General features: G+C 46.2%; 16 protein-coding genes. 6 read left to right on the plus strand and 10 right to left on the minus strand.

Annotated features, from left to right (window positions below; genetic code table 11):
- Positions 1-38: 38 nt before the first annotated feature.
- On the plus strand, positions 39-1016 hold the full coding sequence (locus CLV42_RS29350) for a hypothetical protein (protein ID WP_106605512.1): 978 nt from the start codon (positions 39-41) through the stop codon (positions 1014-1016).
- Between the two features lie 98 nt (positions 1017-1114).
- On the opposite strand, the gene CLV42_RS29355 is transcribed toward CLV42_RS29350, so the two are convergent.
- Genes CLV42_RS29355 through CLV42_RS29370 form a run of 4 tightly spaced genes read right to left on the minus strand, consistent with a single transcriptional unit; the run spans position 1115 to position 6902 of the window.
- Positions 1115-3649, minus strand: a complete 2535-nt coding sequence (locus tag CLV42_RS29355) for a DNA gyrase/topoisomerase IV subunit A (RefSeq protein WP_106605513.1) — start codon at positions 3647-3649, stop codon at positions 1115-1117.
- 4 nt (positions 3650-3653) lie between these two features.
- Entirely contained in the window at positions 3654-4052 is a 399-nt protein-coding gene (locus tag CLV42_RS29360; RefSeq protein WP_106605514.1) for a cupin domain-containing protein, read from the minus strand.
- Positions 4053-4077: 25 nt separating this feature from the next.
- A complete protein-coding gene (locus CLV42_RS29365; protein ID WP_106605515.1) occupies positions 4078-4959 on the minus strand; it encodes a DUF1835 domain-containing protein in 882 nt (293 codons plus the stop codon).
- A gap of 23 nt (positions 4960-4982) precedes the next feature.
- On the minus strand, positions 4983-6902 hold the full coding sequence (locus CLV42_RS29370; protein WP_106605516.1) for a DNA topoisomerase IV subunit B: 1920 nt from the start codon (positions 6900-6902) through the stop codon (positions 4983-4985).
- Positions 6903-7322: 420 nt separating this feature from the next.
- Here CLV42_RS29370 and CLV42_RS34050 point away from each other — a divergent pair, with 420 nt between their 5' ends.
- Positions 7323-7478: a hypothetical protein gene (locus CLV42_RS34050; protein WP_170117698.1), complete on the plus strand. Its 156-nt coding sequence runs from the start codon at positions 7323-7325 to the stop codon at positions 7476-7478.
- 254 nt (positions 7479-7732) lie between these two features.
- Here the strand turns inward: CLV42_RS34050 and CLV42_RS29375 are convergent, their stop codons facing one another.
- Complete coding sequence (locus tag CLV42_RS29375) at positions 7733-8365, minus strand: response regulator transcription factor (protein ID WP_223233347.1); 633 nt, start codon at positions 8363-8365, stop codon at positions 7733-7735.
- 104 nt (positions 8366-8469) lie between these two features.
- Entirely contained in the window at positions 8470-11583 is a 3114-nt protein-coding gene (locus tag CLV42_RS29380; protein ID WP_106605517.1) for a ligand-binding sensor domain-containing protein, read from the minus strand.
- A 159-nt stretch (positions 11584-11742) separates the two neighbouring features.
- Between CLV42_RS29380 and CLV42_RS29385 the strand changes: the two genes are divergently transcribed.
- The 4 genes from CLV42_RS29385 to CLV42_RS29400 all read left to right on the plus strand — a co-directional run bounded on the left by CLV42_RS29385 (position 11743) and on the right by CLV42_RS29400 (position 17260).
- Positions 11743-12804 (plus strand): WD40/YVTN/BNR-like repeat-containing protein, encoded by a 1062-nt coding sequence (locus CLV42_RS29385; protein WP_106605518.1) that lies wholly within the window; start codon positions 11743-11745, stop codon positions 12802-12804.
- Between the two features lie 306 nt (positions 12805-13110).
- On the plus strand, positions 13111-15504 hold the full coding sequence (locus CLV42_RS29390) for a glycoside hydrolase family 31 protein (RefSeq protein ID WP_106605519.1): 2394 nt from the start codon (positions 13111-13113) through the stop codon (positions 15502-15504).
- A 583-nt stretch (positions 15505-16087) separates the two neighbouring features.
- A complete protein-coding gene (locus CLV42_RS34055; protein ID WP_170117699.1) occupies positions 16088-16474 on the plus strand; it encodes a KGG domain-containing protein in 387 nt (128 codons plus the stop codon).
- Positions 16475-16591: 117 nt separating this feature from the next.
- The gene (locus CLV42_RS29400) at positions 16592-17260 is read left to right on the plus strand and encodes a phosphatase PAP2 family protein (protein ID WP_106605520.1); all 669 of its coding nucleotides are present in this window, start codon (positions 16592-16594) and stop codon (positions 17258-17260) included.
- A 128-nt stretch (positions 17261-17388) separates the two neighbouring features.
- Here the strand turns inward: CLV42_RS29400 and CLV42_RS29405 are convergent, their stop codons facing one another.
- The 4 genes from CLV42_RS29405 to CLV42_RS29420 form a co-directional block, all read right to left on the minus strand.
- Positions 17389-17991, minus strand: a complete 603-nt coding sequence (locus CLV42_RS29405) for a toxin-antitoxin system YwqK family antitoxin (RefSeq protein ID WP_146154520.1) — start codon at positions 17989-17991, stop codon at positions 17389-17391.
- Between the two features lie 98 nt (positions 17992-18089).
- Positions 18090-18992: a DUF4382 domain-containing protein gene (locus CLV42_RS29410; protein ID WP_106605522.1), complete on the minus strand. Its 903-nt coding sequence runs from the start codon at positions 18990-18992 to the stop codon at positions 18090-18092.
- Between the two features lie 157 nt (positions 18993-19149).
- Positions 19150-21090: a 1,4-alpha-glucan branching protein GlgB gene (glgB, locus tag CLV42_RS29415; protein ID WP_106605523.1), complete on the minus strand. Its 1941-nt coding sequence runs from the start codon at positions 21088-21090 to the stop codon at positions 19150-19152.
- 210 nt (positions 21091-21300) lie between these two features.
- Positions 21301-23040 carry a DEAD/DEAH box helicase gene (locus tag CLV42_RS29420; protein WP_106605524.1) on the minus strand — a complete coding sequence of 580 codons (1740 nt, stop codon included), beginning with the start codon at positions 23038-23040 and terminating at the stop codon, positions 21301-21303.
- Positions 23041-23069: the final 29 nt, after the last annotated feature.

The raw sequence follows: 23069 nt of genomic DNA on the forward strand, positions 1-23069 counted from the left end.
AACGTAATAAGCCTGTAGTAAAAGTTTCAAATAAAATTATGATCAGAGCCTGTCTTCTATTGTTATGCTGCACTTTCTTCCTGTATACCGGCCTCCAGGCCCAGCGTACAAGAATAAGCCCTGCTAACGAAGCTGCCATCAATGCACAGCAGGATTCCCTGCAGATCCTCTCCGAAACCATCCTGAGAGGCAGAGATGAAGCCACCAGGCAGCAGGCCAATGACCGTTTTATTCCCAAACTGGTACAAGCCCTGAAAACACCTTATTCTTTTGATTTCAGGTTCGATTCCCTGACCACCATCTCCATCCAGTATCCGGCAGACAGTGCCTTTCGGATCTTTACCTGGGGACTGGAACAGGAAACCAGCTTTTATCATCACTACGGCGCTATACAGATGAGAACAGAAGGTGGTGAACTGAAACTGTTTCCCCTGTTCGACGGCTCCGATTATATGAACAATACCGACACCATTGCCGGCAACAAAGCCTGGTATGGTTGTCTCTATTATAAGGTCCTCCAGCGCCGTTATTTTAACCAGAACTATTACACCCTCTTCGGCTGGGATGCCAACAATTTCCGCAGCCAAAAGAAACTGCTGGATATGCTGACATTCAAAGACGGTCAGCCTGTATTTGGTGGTCCTTTCTTCAGCTTCATGGAAGACACCATTCCTAAAAAGACGCGTAACCGTTTTATACTGGAATTCAAAAAAGACGCTACCATCAGTTTAAGCTACAACCCTGATATGGACATGATCGTATACGATCACCTCATTTCAGAAAGTAACCAGCCTGCCAAGCCTTCTACCCTCGTGCCTGACCTGGACTATGAAGGATTTAAATGGAAAGCCGGCAAATGGGTACACATTGAAAAGGTATTCCATGATGCACTGCCACAGGGTAAAGTTCCAGTAGCGGCGCCACTGAATCAGAAACAGAAGAAGATGACAAAGCCACGAACGGCGGAAGAGATCAATGAAGAACTACAACCACAGCCGAAAAAGTCTAAACAATAAATGATAAAGGCGGACCAACACACGGTCCGCCTTTATTAATAATAAAAAAAGCCGTCCCGCGAAATGCGGGACGGCTACTATAGATTGATAAGATATTATCAGAACAATTCTCCCTGCACACCGTCTCCATCCGGTTCTTCCTCTTCAGACGCCAGTTCGGCACTGATCAGCTCTTCTCCGGCAATACGGGTGCCCACCGTTCTGTAGCTGGTCACTTCCACAAATTCAGCCAGGTCTACTTCCTCCTCATCCGGATTCCGTTTCTTGCCTGTTCTCAACAGCACCACAGGTTCTGCATGTGTGGTGATCATTTCCAGGTAGTTGCCTGCACCTTCCTTGATGAACGAGAATTTGTTGTTCAATGTCTGTGTCTCCACCTTGAAACGTTTGGCATTGAACTGTTTCTTGTCTGCATCAAAGTAAATAGCAGAGACGATCTTCTCAGGATTGAATTTCTCAATATAAACAAGCTCATTCGGATCGTAACGGTTCGTGAGCTCGAAGTTGGTCAACTCGTATGTACCGTTCTTAAAGGCTACGAAGAGCTTATCTTCTGCCTCAAATGAGCCGATATAAACACCTCTTTCTTCCGTATTCAGACGGCCTACCTCTGTATCATACCAGAGCTTCTGGCCTGAGAGTGTAGATACGCCTTTCTCCTTAAATTTCACACTGCGGATCGGGTATTTCGTTACCTGGTTACCCTGGGAGTTACGCCCTTTAATGGCGATCGTCTCGAAGTACAGGTCAAACTCTTTATTTCTGGCCGCACAGTTAGGACTCAGGCGGATGCTTACCACTTCAGCCTCTCCGTTCGGATTAGCGGTGAAATAATGCACTTTGGAGTTCTTTTCTCCCTTGATGGTCAGGTCATATTCCTTATCGCGCGTGATACCTGTTACATTGAAGCGTTTGGCATAACTCATACCGGTTTTGCCATCCACATAGATCATGTTGTAAGTAGTACGCTCGTCATTCTTTCTGAATACATCAATATGAATAATGTCCTTACCTACGAAAACCTTATCCGCTACTTTGGTAATGATCATTTTACCATCCCTGCGGAAGACGATGATATTGTCCAGGTCAGAACAATCTGCAATGAACTCATCTTTCTTCAGTGAGGTACCAATGAACCCTTCTGCCCTGTTCACATAGATCTTGGTATTGGCCATTGCTACCTGCTGTACCTGGATGGTATCGAAGGTTTTGATCTCTGTAACACGCTCGCGGCCTTTACCGTATTTCTTCAACAGGTTTTCATAATAGTTCACAGTGAAATCGACCAGGTTAGCCAGGTCATGTTTCACCTGTTTCATGTCGGCCTCAATCGCTTTGATCTGCTCATTCAGCTCATTGATATCCAGCCTGTAGATACGGCGTACCGGTTTTTCTGTCAGCTTGAGGATATCTTCGCGGGTGATGTCCCTTTTCAGGTTTTTCTTATAAGGAGCAAATCCTTTATCGATGGCTACGATCACCGCTTCCCAGTCCTTGTGTTTCTGCTCCAGCTCCTTATAGATGCCCTTTTCAAAGAAGATCTTTTCCAGGGAAGTATAGTGCCATTTATCCTGCAGTTCCTGTAGTCTTATTTCCAGTTCCCGCTTCAGCAATTCCTGGGTAAAGTCTACAGAGTACTTCAGCAGTTCGCTCACAGTCAGGAAGCGTGGTTTATCGTCGATGATCACACACGCATTCGGTGAAATAGAGATCTCACAGTCCGTGAAAGCGTACAGGGCATCGATGGTGATATCCGGAGAGATACCTGGCGCCAGCTGTACTTCTATTTCCACGTCTTTAGCGGTATTGTCCACCACCTTTTTGATCTTGATCTTACCGGTGTCATTCGCTTTTACGATAGACTCCATCAGGCCTGTGGTCGTAACGCCATATGGCACGTCTTTGATCAGCAGGGTCTTCTTGTCCTTCTCTTCGATATGCGCGCGTACACGCACCTTACCGCCGCGTTTACCGTCGTTGTAGTTGGCTGCGTCTATCATGCCTCCTGTAGGAAAGTCAGGATACAGTTCAAACTTCTTTCCTCTCAGGAGTTTGATGGAAGCCTCCAGCAGTTCTATAAAGTTGTGTGGTAATATTTTGGTAGACAAGCCTACAGCAATACCTTCGGCTCCCTGTGCCAGCAGCAGCGGGAACTTCATAGGCAGGGACAATGGCTCGTTCTTACGGCCATCATAGCTCAGCTGCCATTGTGTAGTCTTGGGATTGAATGCTACTTCCAGTGCAAATTTGGACAGGCGGGCCTCAATGTAACGTGCAGCTGCGGCATCATCACCGGTACGTACATCGCCCCAGTTACCCTGGGTCTCGATCAGGAGGTCTTTTTGTCCAAGGTTAACAATCGCATCGCCGATAGAGGCGTCTCCATGCGGGTGGTACTGCATGGTAGAACCGATGACGTTGGCCACTTTATTGAAACGGCCGTCATCCATTTCCTTCATAGCATGCAGGATACGGCGCTGTACGGGCTTTAAACCGTCTTCCACGCTGGGTACCGCACGCTCCAGGATCACGTAGGATGCGTAATCCAGGAACCAGTTCTCATACATGCCCCCCAGATGGAGGGTGTTATGCAATGATTCGTCTGTCGGTTGTGTATTATCGATGTCGCTCATAATCTTATTTATTGATCATCTTTTCAAATTCATCTCTCCAGATGCGTATGGAATCTTTCCGTACATCCGCCATGGAGTTCAGTTCTATAAAACAGCAGTCAGTGACTGCTATCAGTTGATGCCACACATTGACCGGCACCTCTATTCTTGCCGGCGCTTCCATCTCCACTCTCTCTATCTTATTCCCGCCTAAAGGGCACCAATCCATTGCTGCTTTACCGCTTACCAGGTACAACACCTCCGGATTTTTGTAATCCGCTTTCCCTTCATGATAATGCTGTCCGCTGCTGCTGCCGGCCTTCCGGTAACACAGGATGAAATCGCCGCTACGGTCGGTGTTCCATTCGTAGTTGCTCCCTCTCTCATCTTCTCCCACCAGCTGTACAGGCGTTACTTTTACCATGTGTCTATATTAATGGTGATAAGGATTATTCCGCCGGAGGCAGTTTCACTTCAAAATCTTTGATCGTTTTCAGCTCTCCCTTGCTCTCCAGTTTACCCTGTTTGATCAGCTCTTTCAAGCGCCATCCCAGGAACTGGTCCATTACAGGATATTTCATTTTGCCGGTTACCAGTCCCACAACTTTCGATGCTTTCTGGAACTCTGCAGTGCTTTGCTGCACCAGTTCCTTGTCGTAGAACGCAGCAGGTTCACCCTTAATCTTCTTACCACCTTCCAGCAAACGTATGCCTGCATTTTCGTTCATCATCCTGCTCCATTCATCTCCGTCTATTTCAAATTCTGCCAGGGAAACAGGCCTTGCCAGTTTCTTTGCTTTCAGGAATTCTTTTGCCAGGATCTGATGCAGATGGGTAGGATAAAATACGCCTCCCTTTTCGTTGAGGAATGGAAGGTTATTGAGGTAAATGATGTGAATACGTCCTGCAAAGTCGTACAGTTGGCTTATCAGCCAGTAATAGCCGCATACATCCCGGGAATTCTGTCCCGCCCATAAGTACACCTGCTGCTCTGGCTCGGACTTCAGCAGGGCTTTCAGCTGCCGGAGTTTATCCTGGTCGCCGGGCTCCTCTTCCGCCACAACAGGAGCAGTGGCAGTAGTGGCAACCGGTGTCACTGCCTGGGCTTCAGGTGCGCCTTCAGCTACAGGTTGTGGTTGTATGCCAGCCAGCTGCATCCACCATTGTTTGCGGGCAGTCTGGCCATCTTTGGTATCAAGGATGAAAAGAGGACCTATCGAGAGGTCATCTTCAAAATAAAGGATGTCTCCTTTCAGCTGCTCATCCAGCTCAAAAGCACCAGCTAATGCGGTGGCGGATGATTCACCAAAAACGATATGTAACAGTGCCATTGATCTTTTTAAATAATGCTGATTTAATTACCTGCTTTCTGTTCCCCTTCCACTTCATCTACCAGGTCCTTCTCATAACGCAGGTTGCTGATAATGAACTCCTGTCTTGTCTGTGTATTCTTACCCATGTAATATTCCAGCAGTTTCTGAATATGCGTGTCTGTCGACAGGATCACAGGTTCCACCCGCATATCTTCGTTGATGAAAGCGCCGAATTCCTGCGGAGAGATCTCACCCAGCCCTTTAAAGCGGGTGATCTCAGGTTTTCCTCCCAGTTTTTTGATGGCCTTCTGCCTTTCCTCATCGCTGTAGCAGTAGAAGGTTTGCTGTTTGTTACGTACGCGGAACAAAGGTGTTTCCAGGATATACAGGTGACCGTTCTTTACCAGGTCGGGGAAGAACTGCAGGAAGAAGGTCAGTAACAGGAGACGGATGTGCATACCGTCTACGTCAGCATCGGTCGCTATGACAATCCTGTTATAACGCAGCCCTTCCAGCCCCTCTTCTATATTCAATGCGTGTTGCAGCAGGTTGAATTCTTCGTTTTCGTATACGATCTTTTTGGTAAGACCGAAACAGTTCAGCGGTTTACCCCTCAGACTGAATACCGCTTGGGTTTCCACGTTACGGGACTTAGTGATGGAACCGCTGGCAGAGTCACCTTCTGTAATGAAGATAGTCGTGTTCAAACGTTTGGTTTCCAGGTCATTCTTATCCTTACCGCTCACTTCTTCATTCAGGTGGAAACGGCAGTCACGTAACTTACGGTTATGCAGGTTCGCTTTCTTCGCCCTCTCATTTGCCAGCTTTTTGATACCAGCCAGCTCCTTACGCTCACGCTCACTCTGCTCAATACGTTTCTTCAGCGCCTCTGCGGTAGTTGGATTTTTATGCAGGAAATCGTCCAGGTGTTTAGACAGGAAGTCCAGTACAAACGCCTTCATGGAGGGACCGTTCTCGTATACGGTCAGGGAACCCAGTTTGGTCTTTGTCTGGGATTCGAATACCGGCTCCTGTACCCTTACTGAAACAGCGGCACAGATGGAGGCACGGATATCCGTCGCATCATAGTCCTTTTTATAGAAATCGCGGATAGTCTTTACAAATGCCTCACGGAAGGCTGCCAGGTGGGTACCGCCCTGAGTGGTGTGCTGACCATTCACGAAGGAATAGTACTCTTCACCATATTGATTCTCATGGGTGATCGCCACTTCTATATCTTCCGCCTTCAGGTGGATGATCGGGTAACGCAGCTCATCCTCATTGGTTTTACGCTGCAGCAGGTCCAGCAAACCATTTTTAGAGACGTATTTTGTGCCGTTGAAGTTAACTGTCAGGCCGGCGTTCAGGAAGCAGTAGTTCCAGATCTGGTTTTCCAGGAATTCGGGGATAAACCGGAAATTACGGAATACCGTTTCATCCGGGATGAAAGTCACCAGCGTACCGTTAGGCTCATTGGTCGCCCTTTCTTTATGCTCTTTTGTGAGTACACCACGCTCAAATTCAGCGGTCTTGGTGCGGCCCTCACGGGTAGATTCGACTTTGAAATAGGTAGACAAGGCGTTCACGGCCTTGGTACCCACACCGTTCAGCCCCACGGATTTCTGGAAAGCTTTACTGTCGTACTTGGCCCCGGTATTGATCTTACTCACCACATCCACTACTTTTCCCAGCGGAATACCACGCCCATAGTCACGGACGGTAACACTGTGTTCCGTTACCTTGATGTCGATCTGCTTGCCGAAACCCATGGTGTGCTCGTCAATACAGTTGTCAGCCACCTCCTTTAAAAGAATGTAGATGCCATCGTCCATGCTGGAACCATCTCCCAACTTACCAATGTACATCCCCGGACGAAGGCGGATATGCTCACGCCAGTCGAGTGACCGTATCGAATCTTCGGTATAGGAGCCCAATTGATCTTTCTTATCCGTAGTAGCCATAATTATATAGAAATTCCAATTTACTTTGTTACGATGCCCCGCTGTCCACGCACCATTTATGCCAGGTTACTCAAAATCAGTCAAATGGGGCGTTTTAGCCGGAAGGCAAATTTACTAAAACTTTTAGCAAAATCCGGTTGCTGGCAAAAATAAAGGTTTCAGCGTATCATCCCAAGTATTAGTTATACACTATGCTTAAATAAATGAATAACAACTATTTGAGGGCAGCGCCAAAAAGTAGCCTCACTCCTGGCAGGGTTTTCCGGTTCACCACGATAAAACAAATATAATTTCTTCAGATATTGTACAAAAGGGCTTAAGAATTTATTCACAAAAGTTACTCAGAAATGACGATTTATATAACTTAATATTTTATATTTACAAAGTCGTCTTTTTGAAAACAAACCTATGTCCTAATCTATGAAAACTACATTCTTTATCACCTTATTGTCGGTGCTGACCATTGCACTCCTCGTTACTTACCTGGTTAAAAAAGAGCAACGCTCTATGAGCAGCCTAAGTAGCAAATTCATCAGATTGCTGGAAAGATTCAATTCCTGGCAAATGATGAGATAACAATATTTCCTGATCTTAATAAGACATTTCCTATGAAAGCCGGTCTCTTATTTAAGTTGGCCTGTTTACTGATTGCCTCAATAGCACTTGCCGTACATTTCGTGCGCAAAGGGCTGGGGAAACTGGGGACAAGCAATGAACAGCAGTAAACCACTCATTATCCAAGTAAAATTTAAAAAGGGCGCAAAGATTGTCTTTGCGCCCTTTTATATTAATAAGTTATGTAGTTGATTACCTGTTACAATTGTAGTTACTTACCGGTTATAATATTTATTCACCGCGTCAGTCCGGCTTCTCACATGTAGTTTCTCGTAGATATTATGTACGTGCCTGCGTACCGTTTCAATGCTGATAAACAGATTACTGGCAATTTCCTTGTACAGGAAACCCTTCGATAACTGGTCCAGGATCTCCTTCTCCCTGGAAGTCAATGCCTCCAGTGCCGGATTAGGCTTCGCCTGCTTCTGGAAATAGGCCACTACCCTGCGCGCTATCTGGGAGCTCATGGGAGAACCACCTTCATGCAGATCTCGGATGGCGCCCAACAGTTCACTTGGAGGTGTCTTCTTCAGAATATATCCGCTGGCGCCTGCTTCCAGTGCCTGGAATATTTTGTCGTCGTCCTCGTATACAGTCAACATCATAAAATGCATGTCCGGGTATTCACCCTTTAAACGGGCAATACACTCGATCCCATTCATACCGCCGGGAAGATTAAAGTCCATCAGCACCACATTTGGTAACAAATTCGGGATTTGCTCCACTGCAGTCTCCGCATTGTTGAACGCTCCTATACAAGCATACCCATCCGAGCCATTAATCAGCAACTCCATGGCTGTACGGATATCATGGTTGTCTTCAACAATCGCCACAGAAATAATATCCATGTTATCCTGAGATTTCTTTTTCGAGTATACAGTCATTTAATATCAGTTGTTATGTTTAGACAGAGGTCAACGTAATACCGCATTGTGTTATTTACAAATCTAGACTAAATTAATGGGATATCTAACAAAACTATCGTACCGTGATGCGATGTAATATCAGCGTGGCCCCCAACCGCCTGCATTCGTTTCTGAATGTTTTTCAGACCGTTTCCGAACAACCTCACTTTCTCCTGATCAAAGCCTTTGCCATTATCTTTTATCATAATCGTCATGTTCTTATGCATCTCTATTTGTATTACTACCTCAGAGGCCTGGGCATGTTTCACCACATTATGTAAGGACTCTTTCACCGCGAGGTATATATTACGCCTGGTACCGCCGCTTAGTTTGATATTGGGGATTGACTCCGGAATATAAAACTGATGGGTAATATGCGCATGTTCCAGAAAATCAGCCGCAAAGCTTCGCATGTAAGCAATCAGGTTCTCCAGTGAATCATTCGAGGAATTCATCGCCCAGATGATCTCGCTCATTTTATCCACCAGCTCTCCTGCCGCTTCCGATATACGTTCCAGCTCCTTCGTCTGCGAAGTGTCCGTTATTTTCCGTTTCGCAATCTCGCTCAACAGACGGATCGTAGACAGCCCCGATCCAAGGTCATCGTGCATGTCGCTCGAGATCCTCGCCCGCTCCTGGTCTACTGCCTGCTCTTTCTCCAGCTTCAGCTTTTCATGACGGATCTTATAGTCAAGATACAACGTAGAAAAATAATATGCTACTCCCAATAGTAGTAACAATAAGAGGAACCTGAACCACAGTGACTGCCAGAATGGTATGCGTATCGTTATTTCTAATGTCGTAGGTGTTGAGTTCCAGATATCATCGTTGTTCGATGCACGTACATTGAACGTATAAGTGCCCGGCCGCAGGTTCGTATAACGCGCCATTCTGAAGGCGCCAGCCTGTACCCAATCTTCATCTGCTCCATCCAGTTTGTACTGTACCTTGTTCTTCAGCGGATTAGTGTATTCAAGCGGTACGAATTCAATCGCAATGGTATTATGATTATACGGTAATTCTATCCTACGAAGCAGTGACAGCGCCGTATCCGATTCATACGGCTTGTCCAGCACTTCCATACGCATGATCACTACTTTCGGTTTCGACGGATTGTTCTTGAAATCTTTCGGATAAAAACCATTGGAACCACGTATTCCACCAAAGAATAGCTCGCCGTCTGTTGACTTGAAAAAGGCGCCGGTATTGAACTCATTGGACTGCAACCCGTCTTCGTAATTGTAGGTCGTGATCTCATCATTGGAAGGATTGATCTGCGACAAGCCCTTGTTATGGCTCACCCAGATCTTATCCTTGTCATCCAGCAGCACACCGTACAGGTAATCATTGATCAGCGCTGGATAATCGTAGCTATTGTAGTGCTTCTTACGCAGGTTGTTATCGTCCAGTACGAACAAGCCTTTGGAAGTTGCTAACAGCAGCTCTTTACTTGCTCTCTTACTGATAGATTTTACAATGGTACCCGGCGGTAGTGTGATAAGTTCCCAGCTTGCACTCTCCACTTTCTTCACATAAGCAGCCACCTTCGTACCTACATATTTATTTCCCAGGTAGTCTTCGTAATAAGTAGTCAGTATCTCATCAGGAAATTCATGTACGATCGCCACTTTGTATCCTCCCCTGTCTCCGCGGACTATCTGCAACAGGTAACTGCCATAGTTGAAGTATACCTCTCCGCTGGTACGTTTAAAGACGAATGGATAAATATCTTCCTGCGGCGGTAAACCGATGGCTTTCACATACTTTGTCAGGTCTTCAAACTTACGGGTGTGCACGTTAAAAAGACCTATATGCATATCTGAGAAATGGAACCAGAGATGTTCAAAATCCTCTCTACAGATTGCATTCAGATTCTTCGCAGGAAAGATGCTCTTTCCCTGGTCTCCAGGGATACGTTCCATGAACTTCCCACCTTTCTCATAAATATCCAGTCCGTCGTTTAGCAGTCCCACATAAAGCTTGCCGTCGTCATGCTTATACACGGCCCTCACCATATTGTGCGTGATGGCGGGAGAACGGTAGAGGTTAAAGACTTTTTTATTAGGAGAATATTTTTTGATACCGTCGCCATCAGTGCCTACCCACATATTGTCTGCAGCATCCCGGTACAGGTAGGTCACCACGTTCCACGATCGTGTTTCAGAACCATTGAAGGAAACGATGCGGTTCACGATCTCATTACGCTTTACATTGTAAATCATCACACCGTCAGTGCCTCCTATCCAGATATTACCGTTATGGTCCAGCTCAAGGCATAGAGGAATAAAATTCGCGTCTTTAGGATCACGCTGGTCGAACGACAGATCGCTGTACTTGTTGAGCTTTTTATTGAAAATGATCAGATGTCCTTTGCTGGCAATGATCAGGGTATCTTTATTCAGGTTGCGGAGTACGATGTGGGTGGTGATACCCGGCAGGCAGTAGGTGGTTAGCCGCATATTCTGCGTATTCATTGCCAGCAGCTCACCCGGTTCGAAATTCATCCAGATGGTGTTAGCGTCTTTATAAACGGCACTGGCTGCTATCCCCTTCTGTAACATCGCTTTAGGGTACAGTATGACCTTCTTCTTGGCGTAGGTGGAATCGTCGAGTATATAAAGCCCTTTGGCTGGTCGCCATACCCAAAGACTATGCTGTACGGAATCTTCCCCCAGTATTCTGAATTTAATGCCGCTGTCGCGCTCGCCGTTATTCTCGTAGGTAGTATCTTCCAGTACGCTTTCGAAGGAGTTCTTATACTCGTCGTACAGGCTGATGCCGTAATTATGCGTCAGTAATAAATGATGCCGGCGGTTACGGTAAAGAGAATACCCCTTGTACCCTTTCAGGGCAAAGCGGTTAATCAATGCACGTCCCCCGTTGTTGTTTCTGACCACCAGGTTTCCCTTCCCCTGACCAGCACGTTCCTGTAAACTTGGACTAAACCTGTATTCATTGAAACCATATCCGTCGAATCTGTTGATGCCATCATGCGTGGCAATCCACATAAACCCCTGATTATCTTCCAGGATATCATATACCGAGTTCTGGGATAGCCCCTCATTAACGCCATAAGAATCGAAAATGTAGGGCTTGTCCTGTGCACTCAATACAGATACGGATAGGGTACATAGGAAAAAAAATAATAAGGTCCTCGTCATCTGCGCCCGCGATTGCAATTCTTTTAAAGTAATAGAGGTTATTAAAATACTGAGTTCACCATAACGCAGTGCTTGCAAATATATAAATCTACCGCACACTTTCTAATGATTTTGTATTTTTCTTCCCGCAACATCTCCCATTAAAAATCACAAAACAATATGCCAGGAAAAACTTCAGCTGCTACAATCAAGGTATTATACTATAAAACATTCATTCTGACCCTGTTCTTTCCTTTACTTTTTTTATATGCAACAGCTCAGTCCGGGTACAGCATTCAGCAACATGAAGCCCCTCCTATTAAAAGTATACGGGGTATGAACGTTCTCCCTAACGGCGTTATCTGGTTATCGGGTACGGAAGGAAAAGTAGGCATTAGTACCGATTATGGCGAACACTGGACCTGGATCACAGTGCCAGGCTATGATACCTGCGACTGGCGCTCATTGGTAGCCTTCAATGACAAGCGGGCACTGCTGCTAAATGCAGGAGAACCCGCCCATCTGCTGCTCACTACAGATGGAGGTGCCAACTGGAAAGAGGTCTATACCAATCATACCAAAGGCGTTTTCTTTGATGGCATGGCCTTCCGCAATGCAAAGGAAGGTATTGCTATTGGCGACCCCATCGATGGCAGATTTACCATTATCCGCACCAAAGACAGTGGCAATACCTGGCAGGCAGATCCTTTTGATGCTTTACCTGTTGCGAAAGAAGGCGAAGCCATCTTCGCCGCCAGTGGCACCAGTGTACGGATAATGCCCAACGGAGAAGCCTGTTTCATCACCGGCGGAAACATCAGCCGTTTCATTAGCGGATGGAGAAAATGGACACCTGTAGAATGGCGCTTTATACACGGTAGTCCCGGTACCGGGGCGTTCTCCGTTGCTTTCGCAGATAAACAACATGGCGTTGCCGTGGGCGGCGATTATACCCGGGATACAGTTACTACCGGTAACTGCCTCATTACGAGAGATGGTGGCCGTATCTGGCAGCCCGTTATTACACCTCCTGATGGTTATCGCTCCTGCATACAATTCATAGGTCATCATACATTTGTTGCAACGGGAACATCGGGTACAGATATTTCTGAGGATGGCGGTCTGAACTGGCATAAGATCAGTCAGGAAGGATATCATGTGGCTGGTATAGCCCCCTCCGGCAATCGTGTGTGGCTGGCCGGCAGTAAGAAGCTTGCCAGCTTCGGCAGGTCCAAACTATAAGTACCTGCACATAAAAGGGGTGCTGCAAAAGCACCCCCGGAAAAAAATAGGTTAAAACAAAAAGTACATTATTGATTCTCAAGATAAGGTATACACGAATATGTTACATTGGTATTTTAGCGAATGTGTTAATTTTACCAGTAAACGATTAGTTAACAGCATCCATCGTAACCATGTTATAACAATATTTTTATCTAATTTGGTTGCTGAAAGGGAATGGGAATCAAGGTGTTCAAAAGCAGTGCTACAACTGTCACAACCGCTGTTGTCACCGGAACGTTGATTCGGGAAATTTAAAAGCGAATTATGCAAGTAACAACCTCATCGGGTAAATATTCGGCCAAACACTATCCGGATATCATTAAAGAATGGAAAAAAGAAGGCAACTACTTCTATTTTTATACATCAGAAACCATACTGGAGGTAAGGATCATTTCAGACAAGATCGTTCGCTTCCGTTACGCGGCTGACGGTAATTTTCAAAGAGACTTCTCCTACGCTGTCAGCGACCGGCTCGAAGAATCGCCGGTTAACTTCGGCCTGCACGAATTCGAAGAGAATTTCGAAATATATACTGAGGCTTTACGCATCTATATCTCCCGGGATGATATGCGCCTTACCATCACCGATATCGACGGCTTTATCATCAACCAGGATGAACTCGGCTTCCATTGGCAGTACTATCTGCAAAAAGGTGGCAAGATCGTGTACTGCAGCAAACAGATCCAGGAAGATGAATGTTTCTTCGGCATGGGCGACAAACCTACCGATCTGAATTTGCACGGCAAACGTATGGAGAACTATGGCACCGACGCCTACGGTTTCCAGAAAGACACCGATCCTTTATACCGTAACATTCCTTTTTACTACGGACTGCACCGTGGAAAGGCATACGGTATCTTCTTCGATAATACCTTCCGTACCATCTTCGATTTTGGTAAAGAAAGAGATAATGCTGCCAGCTTCTGGGCAAGAGGCGGTGAAATGAACTATTACTTCATTTACGGGCCTGAATTACTGAAAGTAGCAGAAGGGTATACCAGCATCACCGGTACGGCAGAATTGCCGCCTTTATGGGCCCTGGGCTATCAGCAATGCCGCTGGAGCTACTACCCCGATAAAAGGGTAAAAGAGATAGCAGCGGAGTTCCGTAAACGCCAGATCCCCTGTGATGTGATCCACCTCGATATTGATTACATGGAAGGATTCCGCTGTTTTACCTGGAGCAAGGAAGGATTTCCTGACCCCGTAGGACTGATCAAGGAACTGTCGGCGCAAGGTTTCAAAGTGGTGGTCATTATCGATCCCGGTATCAAGGTAGACCCCGATTACAATATCTATAAGCAGGGTCTACAAAACAATTACTTCTGTAAAAGGCAGGACGGCGCACTCATGGAAGGTGATGTATGGCCGGGTAAATGTGTGTTCCCCGATTATACCAATCCGGAAGTACGTAAATGGTGGGCAGGGCTCTTCAAAGAACTGGTGGACGCAGGCGTCAGAGGGGTGTGGAACGATATGAACGAACCCGCCGTGTTTGAAATGGGCACTTTCCCTGAAGATGTACGTCACGACTATGATGGGGAGGCCGTCAGCCATCGTAAGGCACACAACGTATACGGACACCTGATGAGTAAAGCGACGGCGGCCGGTATGAGGAAATACCTCATGCCTAACAGGCCCTTCGTCATATCCCGTTCCTGTTACGCGGGTGCACAACGGTGGACTTCCTTCTGGACAGGCGATAACGTGTCCAGCTGGGATCATCTGTGGCTGGCCTCTATACAGTGCCAGCGCCTCTCCGTATCAGGGATCTCCTTTGCTGGCAGCGATATCGGTGGCTTTATCGGTGAGCCGGATGGCGAACTCTATGTACGCTGGATACAACTAGCCGTATTCCACCCGCTGATGCGTACGCACTCGGCCAGTAATGAAACCGGCTTTAACCAGGAGCCATGGAGCTTTGGAACAGAGTATGAAAGTGTGGCGAGGAAATTCATCCAGCTGCGTTATCATTTACTTCCATATCTCTACACTACTTTCTGGCAATACAGCCGCTGGGGTACACCTATGATACGCCCACTGGCCTTCGTTGCCCAGCACGATAAACAAACCTATGATCGCTCACATGAATTTATGCTGGGAGATTCCCTGTTGATCAGTCATGTGTCTGAACAAGGTATGAAAGAGAAGGAAATATACCTGCCAGAAGGACAATGGTATTATTACTGGAATGATCAGCTATACAACGGCGGACAGGTAATTAAGATAGCGACTCCGCTGGATGAGATGCCGCTCTTCGTAAAAGCGGGGGCAGTAATCCCGAACTATCCGAAGATCCAGCACGTAGATGAACGCAACACAGAAGAGATGATCTTACATGTGTATTATTCTATGCAGGAAGCAAGCAGTTTCCTGTACGAAGATGCAGGTGATCATTACGGATATAAAAACGGTCAGTATAACGATATCCGTTTTAAACAAACTTCAGAAAAACATCGCTTCGCATTACGCAAAAAATATTTCGGCCAGTATAATGCCGCGTACAGAAAACACAATATTCACATACATGGTTTACCATTCAAAGCAAAGGAATACATTCTTGATGGAACGGCTGTAAAGCTTACTGCCGCTAACTTTGTGGGGAATGTGATAAATATTGTTGTGGATAGAAAATTCGAAAATATCATCATCAGGTAATATTACTGCACTGGTCAGCTTTTGATTATAAATCCCAAATTCTTCCGAGAATTTGGGATTTGTAGTTTTAAACCCTTCATAAAAAAAAGGGCACATTAGATTGAGATCTTAGTGCCTTTTCATAACCTATGCCAACTTTAGAGTTATCCAAAATTAACATGTTATCACTGATACACAAAGCATATGGCCGTCCTAGAGCCAAAATGAACAAAATGAACAAGATAAAATTCGCTGAACAGATGAGTTATGTTAATAACAGGTTACAAAATGATTCCTATAGGATTAGCAATATCATTTCTTAACATCTCATTCACTTTTTATATCACTTAATTAGCATCATCAATCGTTTGTACCAGTGTTGATCCCTTATTTTATTAGTGTCGTACTCATGCTACAGTTTGTTAACAGTACTCCACGCTTATGATCATTTTTTGTGAGAATTTCAACCGGCTAAAGCTGTTATACAATGGGTTATACATCATATTTGGCATACGCGGCATAATAGTTGTGCCTACTTCCACGATTCGAGTCTATTTCCTCCGTTAAATGGAACCCATTTTTTAACCTTTCAAAATTCATTCTTATGGCTGCAGAACAAAGCAATCAATTCACACAAGAACAAGAAAAACTGGAAAGGGATCAAGAGCACGAAACAAGAGATTCAGGAGCACATGCAGAGAACAAACAATCAACTACATCCGAAGAAAAGAGTACTACAAACCGCAAAGATAAACGTGGTTTCGCATCCATGGATGCAGCAATGCAACGCGCTATAGCCAGTAAAGGCGGCCGCGCTGCTCATGCTCAGGGTGTGGCACACGAATTTAACTCTGCTGAAGCCCGGGAGGCCGGACGTAAAGGTGGAGTAGCTGTCAGCAGAAACAGGCAGCACATGGCCGAAATAGGTAAAAAAGGTGGTGAGGCTGCTCACAACAAACGCAAGAAGGATAATTCTAATTCGTCGGTGTAAAAGCTATTCCACATTTCTCTTTCCTTAAAAAAGGAATGCCTGGCATACATTTCATGTATACCAGGCGTTCCTTTTTTTTATATTTGTTAAATACTTCAATCGTTAAAACAAGCATCTTTGCAAAAACTAACCGCTACCACCCGCCGACTCTATTCCTTTCTCATACCGTATATCCTCCTGCTTATCCTGGTACTTATCGCCAAAATACTATATTCAAAAGAGGATATTTATTTCTTCATTAACGGACTTCATTTCCCTGCGGGAGATGTTTTCTTTCCTTTCATGACAGAATTCGGTAGCTCCTTCTCCGCTGTAGTAGCCTGTCTGCTCCTGCTTTTCGTTAGTTACCGCAGCAGTGTGCTGATGGCCACCAGCCTGATACTGACCACCGCGATCAATGTGCCGTTGAAGAACCTCTTCTTTGCGCCAAGACCACGGGTCTATTTCGCCGGCTCTCAACATCCTATCTACTATGTACCCCATGTGGAAGTACTGGCCAACAATTTCAGCTTCCCCTCCGGGCATACCGTATGTGCCTTCACAATGGCGCTTGTACTAACGTATATTACGCCGCGGAAAACCTTCGGATACCTTTACCTCCTGCTGGCCCTCCTCGTGGCCTATTCCCGCATGTATATGAGCCAGCACTTCCTGGAAGATGTTACGGCAGGCTCTATTCTCGCCACAGTGGTGACCATCATCTGGCTCTCCTGGTTCGATAACCGGCCTTTTCTCAGTGATCCCCGTTGGAATGCCTCCCTGAGCAGGAAAAAGAATGCTGCATAGTATGCCGTAAAATAAAAGCTCCCTGGCCATAGACCAGGGAGCCTGAAGATTTTCGTTATTGAGACCTTGTAACAGTTGCCCGCCGAAACCGGGGGATTTGCAGGTTATAAAGTTCCTTCCGGAAATAATTATGATTTGCCTTTCTTCTTCTGATGTGGCAGCGTTGCCGGTGGTGGCACCTGTTTTTGCGTACCAGCTGCAGGTTTGGCCGGTTCTTTCCCGAATTCCTCTTCTGTGATCGGCTCTCCTCTCCTGTAATATTCTTTCGTCATTTTGCCTTCCTCATCGTATACCTTCCACATTCCATTACGCTGAGAGCTACCATCCCGCTTTACTTCCTCAAACCGTTCTTCTCCCGTAACAGGGTCTATGATCCTGTAATTGTCTATCTCACCATTAATACCCATTGCCACAAAAGACCCTTCGGCGCTTACCAGGCCATTGGAATAAAAATAGCGGCAGTAACCATTCAGCTGACCATGTTTGTAGGTTTCTTCGGCAATGATCTCGCCAGATAACGCGTACTTCTTCCATACGCCCTCCTTCAGGTTATCGACATAAGTACCCTCCCAGGTATAACCCGGTTCCCCACGTACTTCAGGCATCTCCTCCTGCCAGTCGCCCTGTTTGCGCTGCTGTGCGTCCACCTTGTTCGCCCTGATCTGGGGCATCTGGGCGAAAGCAGCCAGCACCATAAATTGCAGTAATAAAAAAACACTCACTTTTCTCATAGGAATAATTTCGGCAAAATTACTCATAAAAAAAAACCGGCGCAACAAATGTCACGCCGGTACTCAATAAGTCGTCTTTTTGTTTTAACCTATGTTCTCTATTTGCTCAATTTAATGTCCTCTACTTTCGTATTATCATCTCTCTTCACGGTAATACCCGTGATGGTAGTGTCCTTATAACCATTCGATGCATTTACAAACATCTTGTAAGTGCCTGCTTTCAGTCCTCTCACCTTATACTGCCCATCTTTCCATGGTAATGCATAGGAAGTATCCTGATCGTTGTACACAGTGATTACAGGGAAAGCATTCCATGGCGTAACCTTTCCGGAAATGCTGCCGGTCTGTTTCAATGTGAATACATGGATCACAGGACGCAGAATGAACTGGCCCTGGCGGGTCTGGACGATAGAACGATCAATGTCAAAGTCGAGCCAGAGACGGAAATTCTTGTCAGAGAATTCCTCCCACTCGTCCTGACGCACCTGGATAACAATTTTTACCTGGCCGGAAGGTGATTTCAGCGGATAAGTAGTGCTGTCCTTCACCAGGTAGTTGTTGTCGCCCAGAGTGATCCTGATCTTCTTCACCTTACCTTCAGGTACGATACCGTTGCCCAGCAGCGTGTCAGCGCCATTGCGCAGGGATAATACATCGTACACGCCGGGACGGATACCCAGAGAATCCCATACATCGCAGTCATTCTTGTTACCATGGTGGTCTTCCCACCATCCGCAACGTTCGTAGTCATTGTCCCAACGGTCATCGCCGTCGTCATCCTTTTTAGTTGTACAGGTATCTACCAGTACTTCCACATTACGAATGTCCAGGAATACATTGTCAAAGTAGCCCGGATTGTCGGCGAAATAAACACTTAATCTTTGTTGCCCTGCACCAGGCGTCATGGACGCGGAATTGTCCTTCTGGCAGGCATGGAAAACAAAAGCCAGCAGTACAAGTGTGGCTAGTCCCCATCCGGTAGTTCGGAGATAGGTCTTCATAAAAAGAATGGTTTATGGTTAATAATACGCCCGCATCAGAAGGATTGCTTCCCTGAGTAAAGGCAGTATTTAGATGGCAAAAATAAACAAAAGTTTAACAGAGAATGAAAAACTGCTATATGTTTTATAAGCTCATCTTTATCAACCATTTACATTCTTACCGTATGATTCTTTTTAAAATGGTTGCGCCCAGCGGGGGTATACGTAGACGCAATACATGACTTTTACCGTGATGTGGCCCATCCTGGGCTGTCAGGATACCAGTGTTGACCACACCGCTGCCAAAGAAACGGCTATCGTCACTATTCAGGATCTCCTGCCATTCGCCACCACGTTCCAGTCCCAGGGCATAATCTTCCCGTGGTACCGGCGTCATATTCAGGATCACCAGTATATCCTCTTCCTGTTTAAATCCCTTACGCAGGTAAGACACTACACTGATCTCCTGATCATTTAAATTGATCCACTCGAAACCGTAATAGTCAAACTGCTTGATATAAAGTGCGGGTTGTGATCTATACAGATGATTCAGTTCCTTCACGTAAGCCTGTAATCCCTGATGGGACTCATGCACCAGGAGGTGCCAGTCCAGTTCTGAACGATAGTTCCACTCGCTCGTCTGCCCGAATTCATCTCCCATGAACAGTAATTTCGTTCCGGGATGCGTGAACATATAACTGTACATCAGACGCAGGTTGGCCAGCTTTTGCCAGTCGTCTCCGGGCATCTTATAAAGCATGGGCGATTTTCCGTGCACTACTTCATCATGGCTCAGAGGCAACATGAAGTTCTCCGTAAACGCATAGGCAATACTGAAACACAGCTGGTCCTGGTGGTATTTACGGTGATAGGGATCGCGTTTGAAATAGGCCAGCGTATCATTCATCCAGCCCATCATCCATTTCATACCGAAACCCAGTCCTCCCATAAATACCGGTTTGGACACCCCATAGAACGAAGTCGATTCTTCCGCGATGGTTTGTACATCCGGGAACAAACGATAGATCGTTTCGTTCATATGTTTCAGGAAAGAGATCGCCTCGAGGTTCTCTTCTCCCCCATGGATATTGGGTTCCCAGGCCCCGGTGTCCCGGGAATAATTCAGGTGGATCATAGAGGCCACTGCATCTACACGTAAGCCATCCACATGGAATTTATCCAGCCAGAAAACAGCATTACTCAACAGGAATGAACGTACTTCATTACGTGCATAGTTGAAAATATAACTGTTCCAGTCTGGATGATATCCTTTGCGCATATCCGCATATTCATATACATGCGAACCGTCAAACCTGTACAGGCCATGTGCATCATACGGGAAATGGGATGGCACCCAATCCAGTATCACGCCAATACCTGCATGGTGAAAGGCATCTACAAAGGCCATAAAATCCTGTGGAGAACCATATCTCGACGTAGGCGCATAATACCCTGTACCCTGGTAACCCCAGGAGCCGTCAAAAGGATGCTCCATCACCGGCATCAGTTCCACATGGGTAAAGCCCATTTCCTTTACGTAGGGTATCAGCCTTTCGGCGATCTCCCCGTAAGTATAGAATACTTCATGATTATGCTTGTCAGGACGGCGCCATGAGCCCAGGTGCATCTCATATACAGTAAAGGGGCTTTCCAGGCTGTTATGTGCCTTACGGCTTTCCATCCAGCGTTTATCCTTCCACTTGTAATCCAGCTGCCAGGCCACTGAAGCCGTTCTCGGACGTACTTCCCAGTAGTTGGCATAAGGGTCTCCCTTGCGGAGTTCTTCTCCTGAATTGGAACGGATAAAATATTTATAGAGAGTGCCCTTCTTCACATGTGGCACAAATCCTTCCCATATACCGGATTTGTCCCATCTGGGATACAATGTGTGACTATAATGGTCCCAATCGTTGAAATCGCCGATCACAGATATAAAGGCGGCATTTGGCGCCCATACTGCGAAATAGGTACCTTTCACCCCTTCATACTCCACCGCATGTGCACCGAATTTCTCATATAAATGCGGATGTTTTCCTTCCTGGAACAATTCTACATCCCTGGCGGAGAACAAGGAAAACGGTACTACGGATTGTAGTTTCGGCTTTTTTTCTGTTGTCATAATTACAGTGCACTAAGGGTAACAATATAACGTAATTTTTCACATTTTGTCCCGCATGCTATACTGAAAAACGCAAGTTTCAGACCAGTTACAGCTGCGGTAACACAAAAGAAAAAGTCCACAGACAGCAGTCTTCCATCGAATGACTTCCATCTGTGGACTGAATATTATGCCTGCCGGTCAGCGGTTGCCCCTGTTACCGCTCAGCTATTAATATTTCTTTTTAAAACCGCCGGAACGGCCGGATCCGCTACCGCTGCCACTACCTTCCCAACGTCTGCCGCCGCTACCACCTTCACGTGGAGGACGGCTACTGCCACCGGAACGGCGTTTATCGCCATCCTGCGACATTTCAATACGCACGCTGCGGCCATTGTATTCAGCCTTCTTGAAGGTCTGCTGGAATTTCTCCACCACATCGTTCTCTACTTCGAAGAAGGAGTAAACACCTTTCAGATCAATACGGCCGATCTTGTTACCACGTACACCACTGGTATCGCACAGGTAGCGTAACATGTCGCCACGCGTAAAGTCGTCTACAGAACCCAGGTTGATGAACAGGCGGGTAAATTTACCACCGCTGCTTCTGCGGTCAGCACCACCTTCCAGTGATCTTCTCTCTTCCTTCACGTTCAGGTCTGGTGCATCCTGGTAGTATTCCAGGAACTGGTTGAACTCCAGGGAAGCAAAACGTTTGATGATCTCTTCCTTGCTCATGGCTGCAAACTCTTCGAATATGCGTTCCAGGTAAGGTTCTATCTGTTCTTCGTTTACTACTACGTTGTGTACTTTGTGTACAAGTCCAAACAGCTGTTTTTCACATACTGCGAAACCGTCCGGTACTTCTACTTTGGTAAATTTCTTACCGATCACTCTTTCGATCTGGCGGATCTTTCCGATATCACGACCGCTGATGATAGCGATAGATACACCGGATTTACCTGCACGTGCCGTACGGCCGGAACGGTGAGTGTAGTTCTCTACGTCATCAGGCAGTTCGTAGTTGATCACGTGTGTTACGTTATCAACGTCGATACCACGGGCAGCAACATCCGTAGCTACCAGTACCTGCAATGATTTCTCGCGGAAACGTTTCATTACCTTATCACGCTGTTGCTGTGTAAGGTCGCCATGCAGTGCATCGGCATTATAACCATCACGGATAAGTGATTCCGCAATTTCCTGTGATTCGATCTTGGTACGGGTAAAGATGATACCGAAGATCTCAGGGTTGAAATCCACGATACGTTTCAGCGCCGCGTATTTTTCGCGTGGGCGTACTACGTAATATTCGTGTTCGATATTAACGTTACCACTGTTCTTGTTACCTACAGTCAGCTCAAAAGGATCTGTCATGTATTTCTGCGCAATACGGCGAACCTCCTGCGGCATGGTAGCGGAGAACAACCAGGTGGTCTTCTCATCAGGTGTATTGGATAATATATTGTTGATGTCTTCCTGGAAACCCATGTTCAGCATTTCATCTGCTTCGTCCAGTACAACATAACGTACGTTGGTAAAGTTTACTGCTTTTCTTTCTATAATATCGAGCAGACGGCCGGGAGTTGCCACTACGATGTGCACTCCTCTTTTCAGATCGCGCAGCTGCTGCACGATGCTGGAACCACCATATACGGCCACGATGCTTACATCACCCAGGTGTTTGCTGAAGTTCTTCAGGTCATTGGTGATCTGTAAACATAATTCGCGTGTCGGACACAGGATCAATCCCTGTGGGTGACGTTGTTTAATATCGATCTGCTGTAACAGCGGCAGGCCAAATGCTGCCGTCTTACCTGTACCCGTCTGGGCCAAACCTACGAAGTCTCTGTCGCCCCCTAATAACACAGGAATAGCTTTTTCCTGTATCGGCGTAGGCGCAATAAATCCCAGGTCCTGGATTCCTTTCAAAATGGGCTCCTGTAAGCCTAATGTTTCAAATGTAGTCATTGATTTGCTTTGAGCAGGCTCCGTCGGGA

This window comes from Chitinophaga ginsengisoli (assembly GCF_003014595.1).
Lineage (GTDB): Bacteria > Bacteroidota > Bacteroidia > Chitinophagales > Chitinophagaceae > Chitinophaga > Chitinophaga ginsengisoli.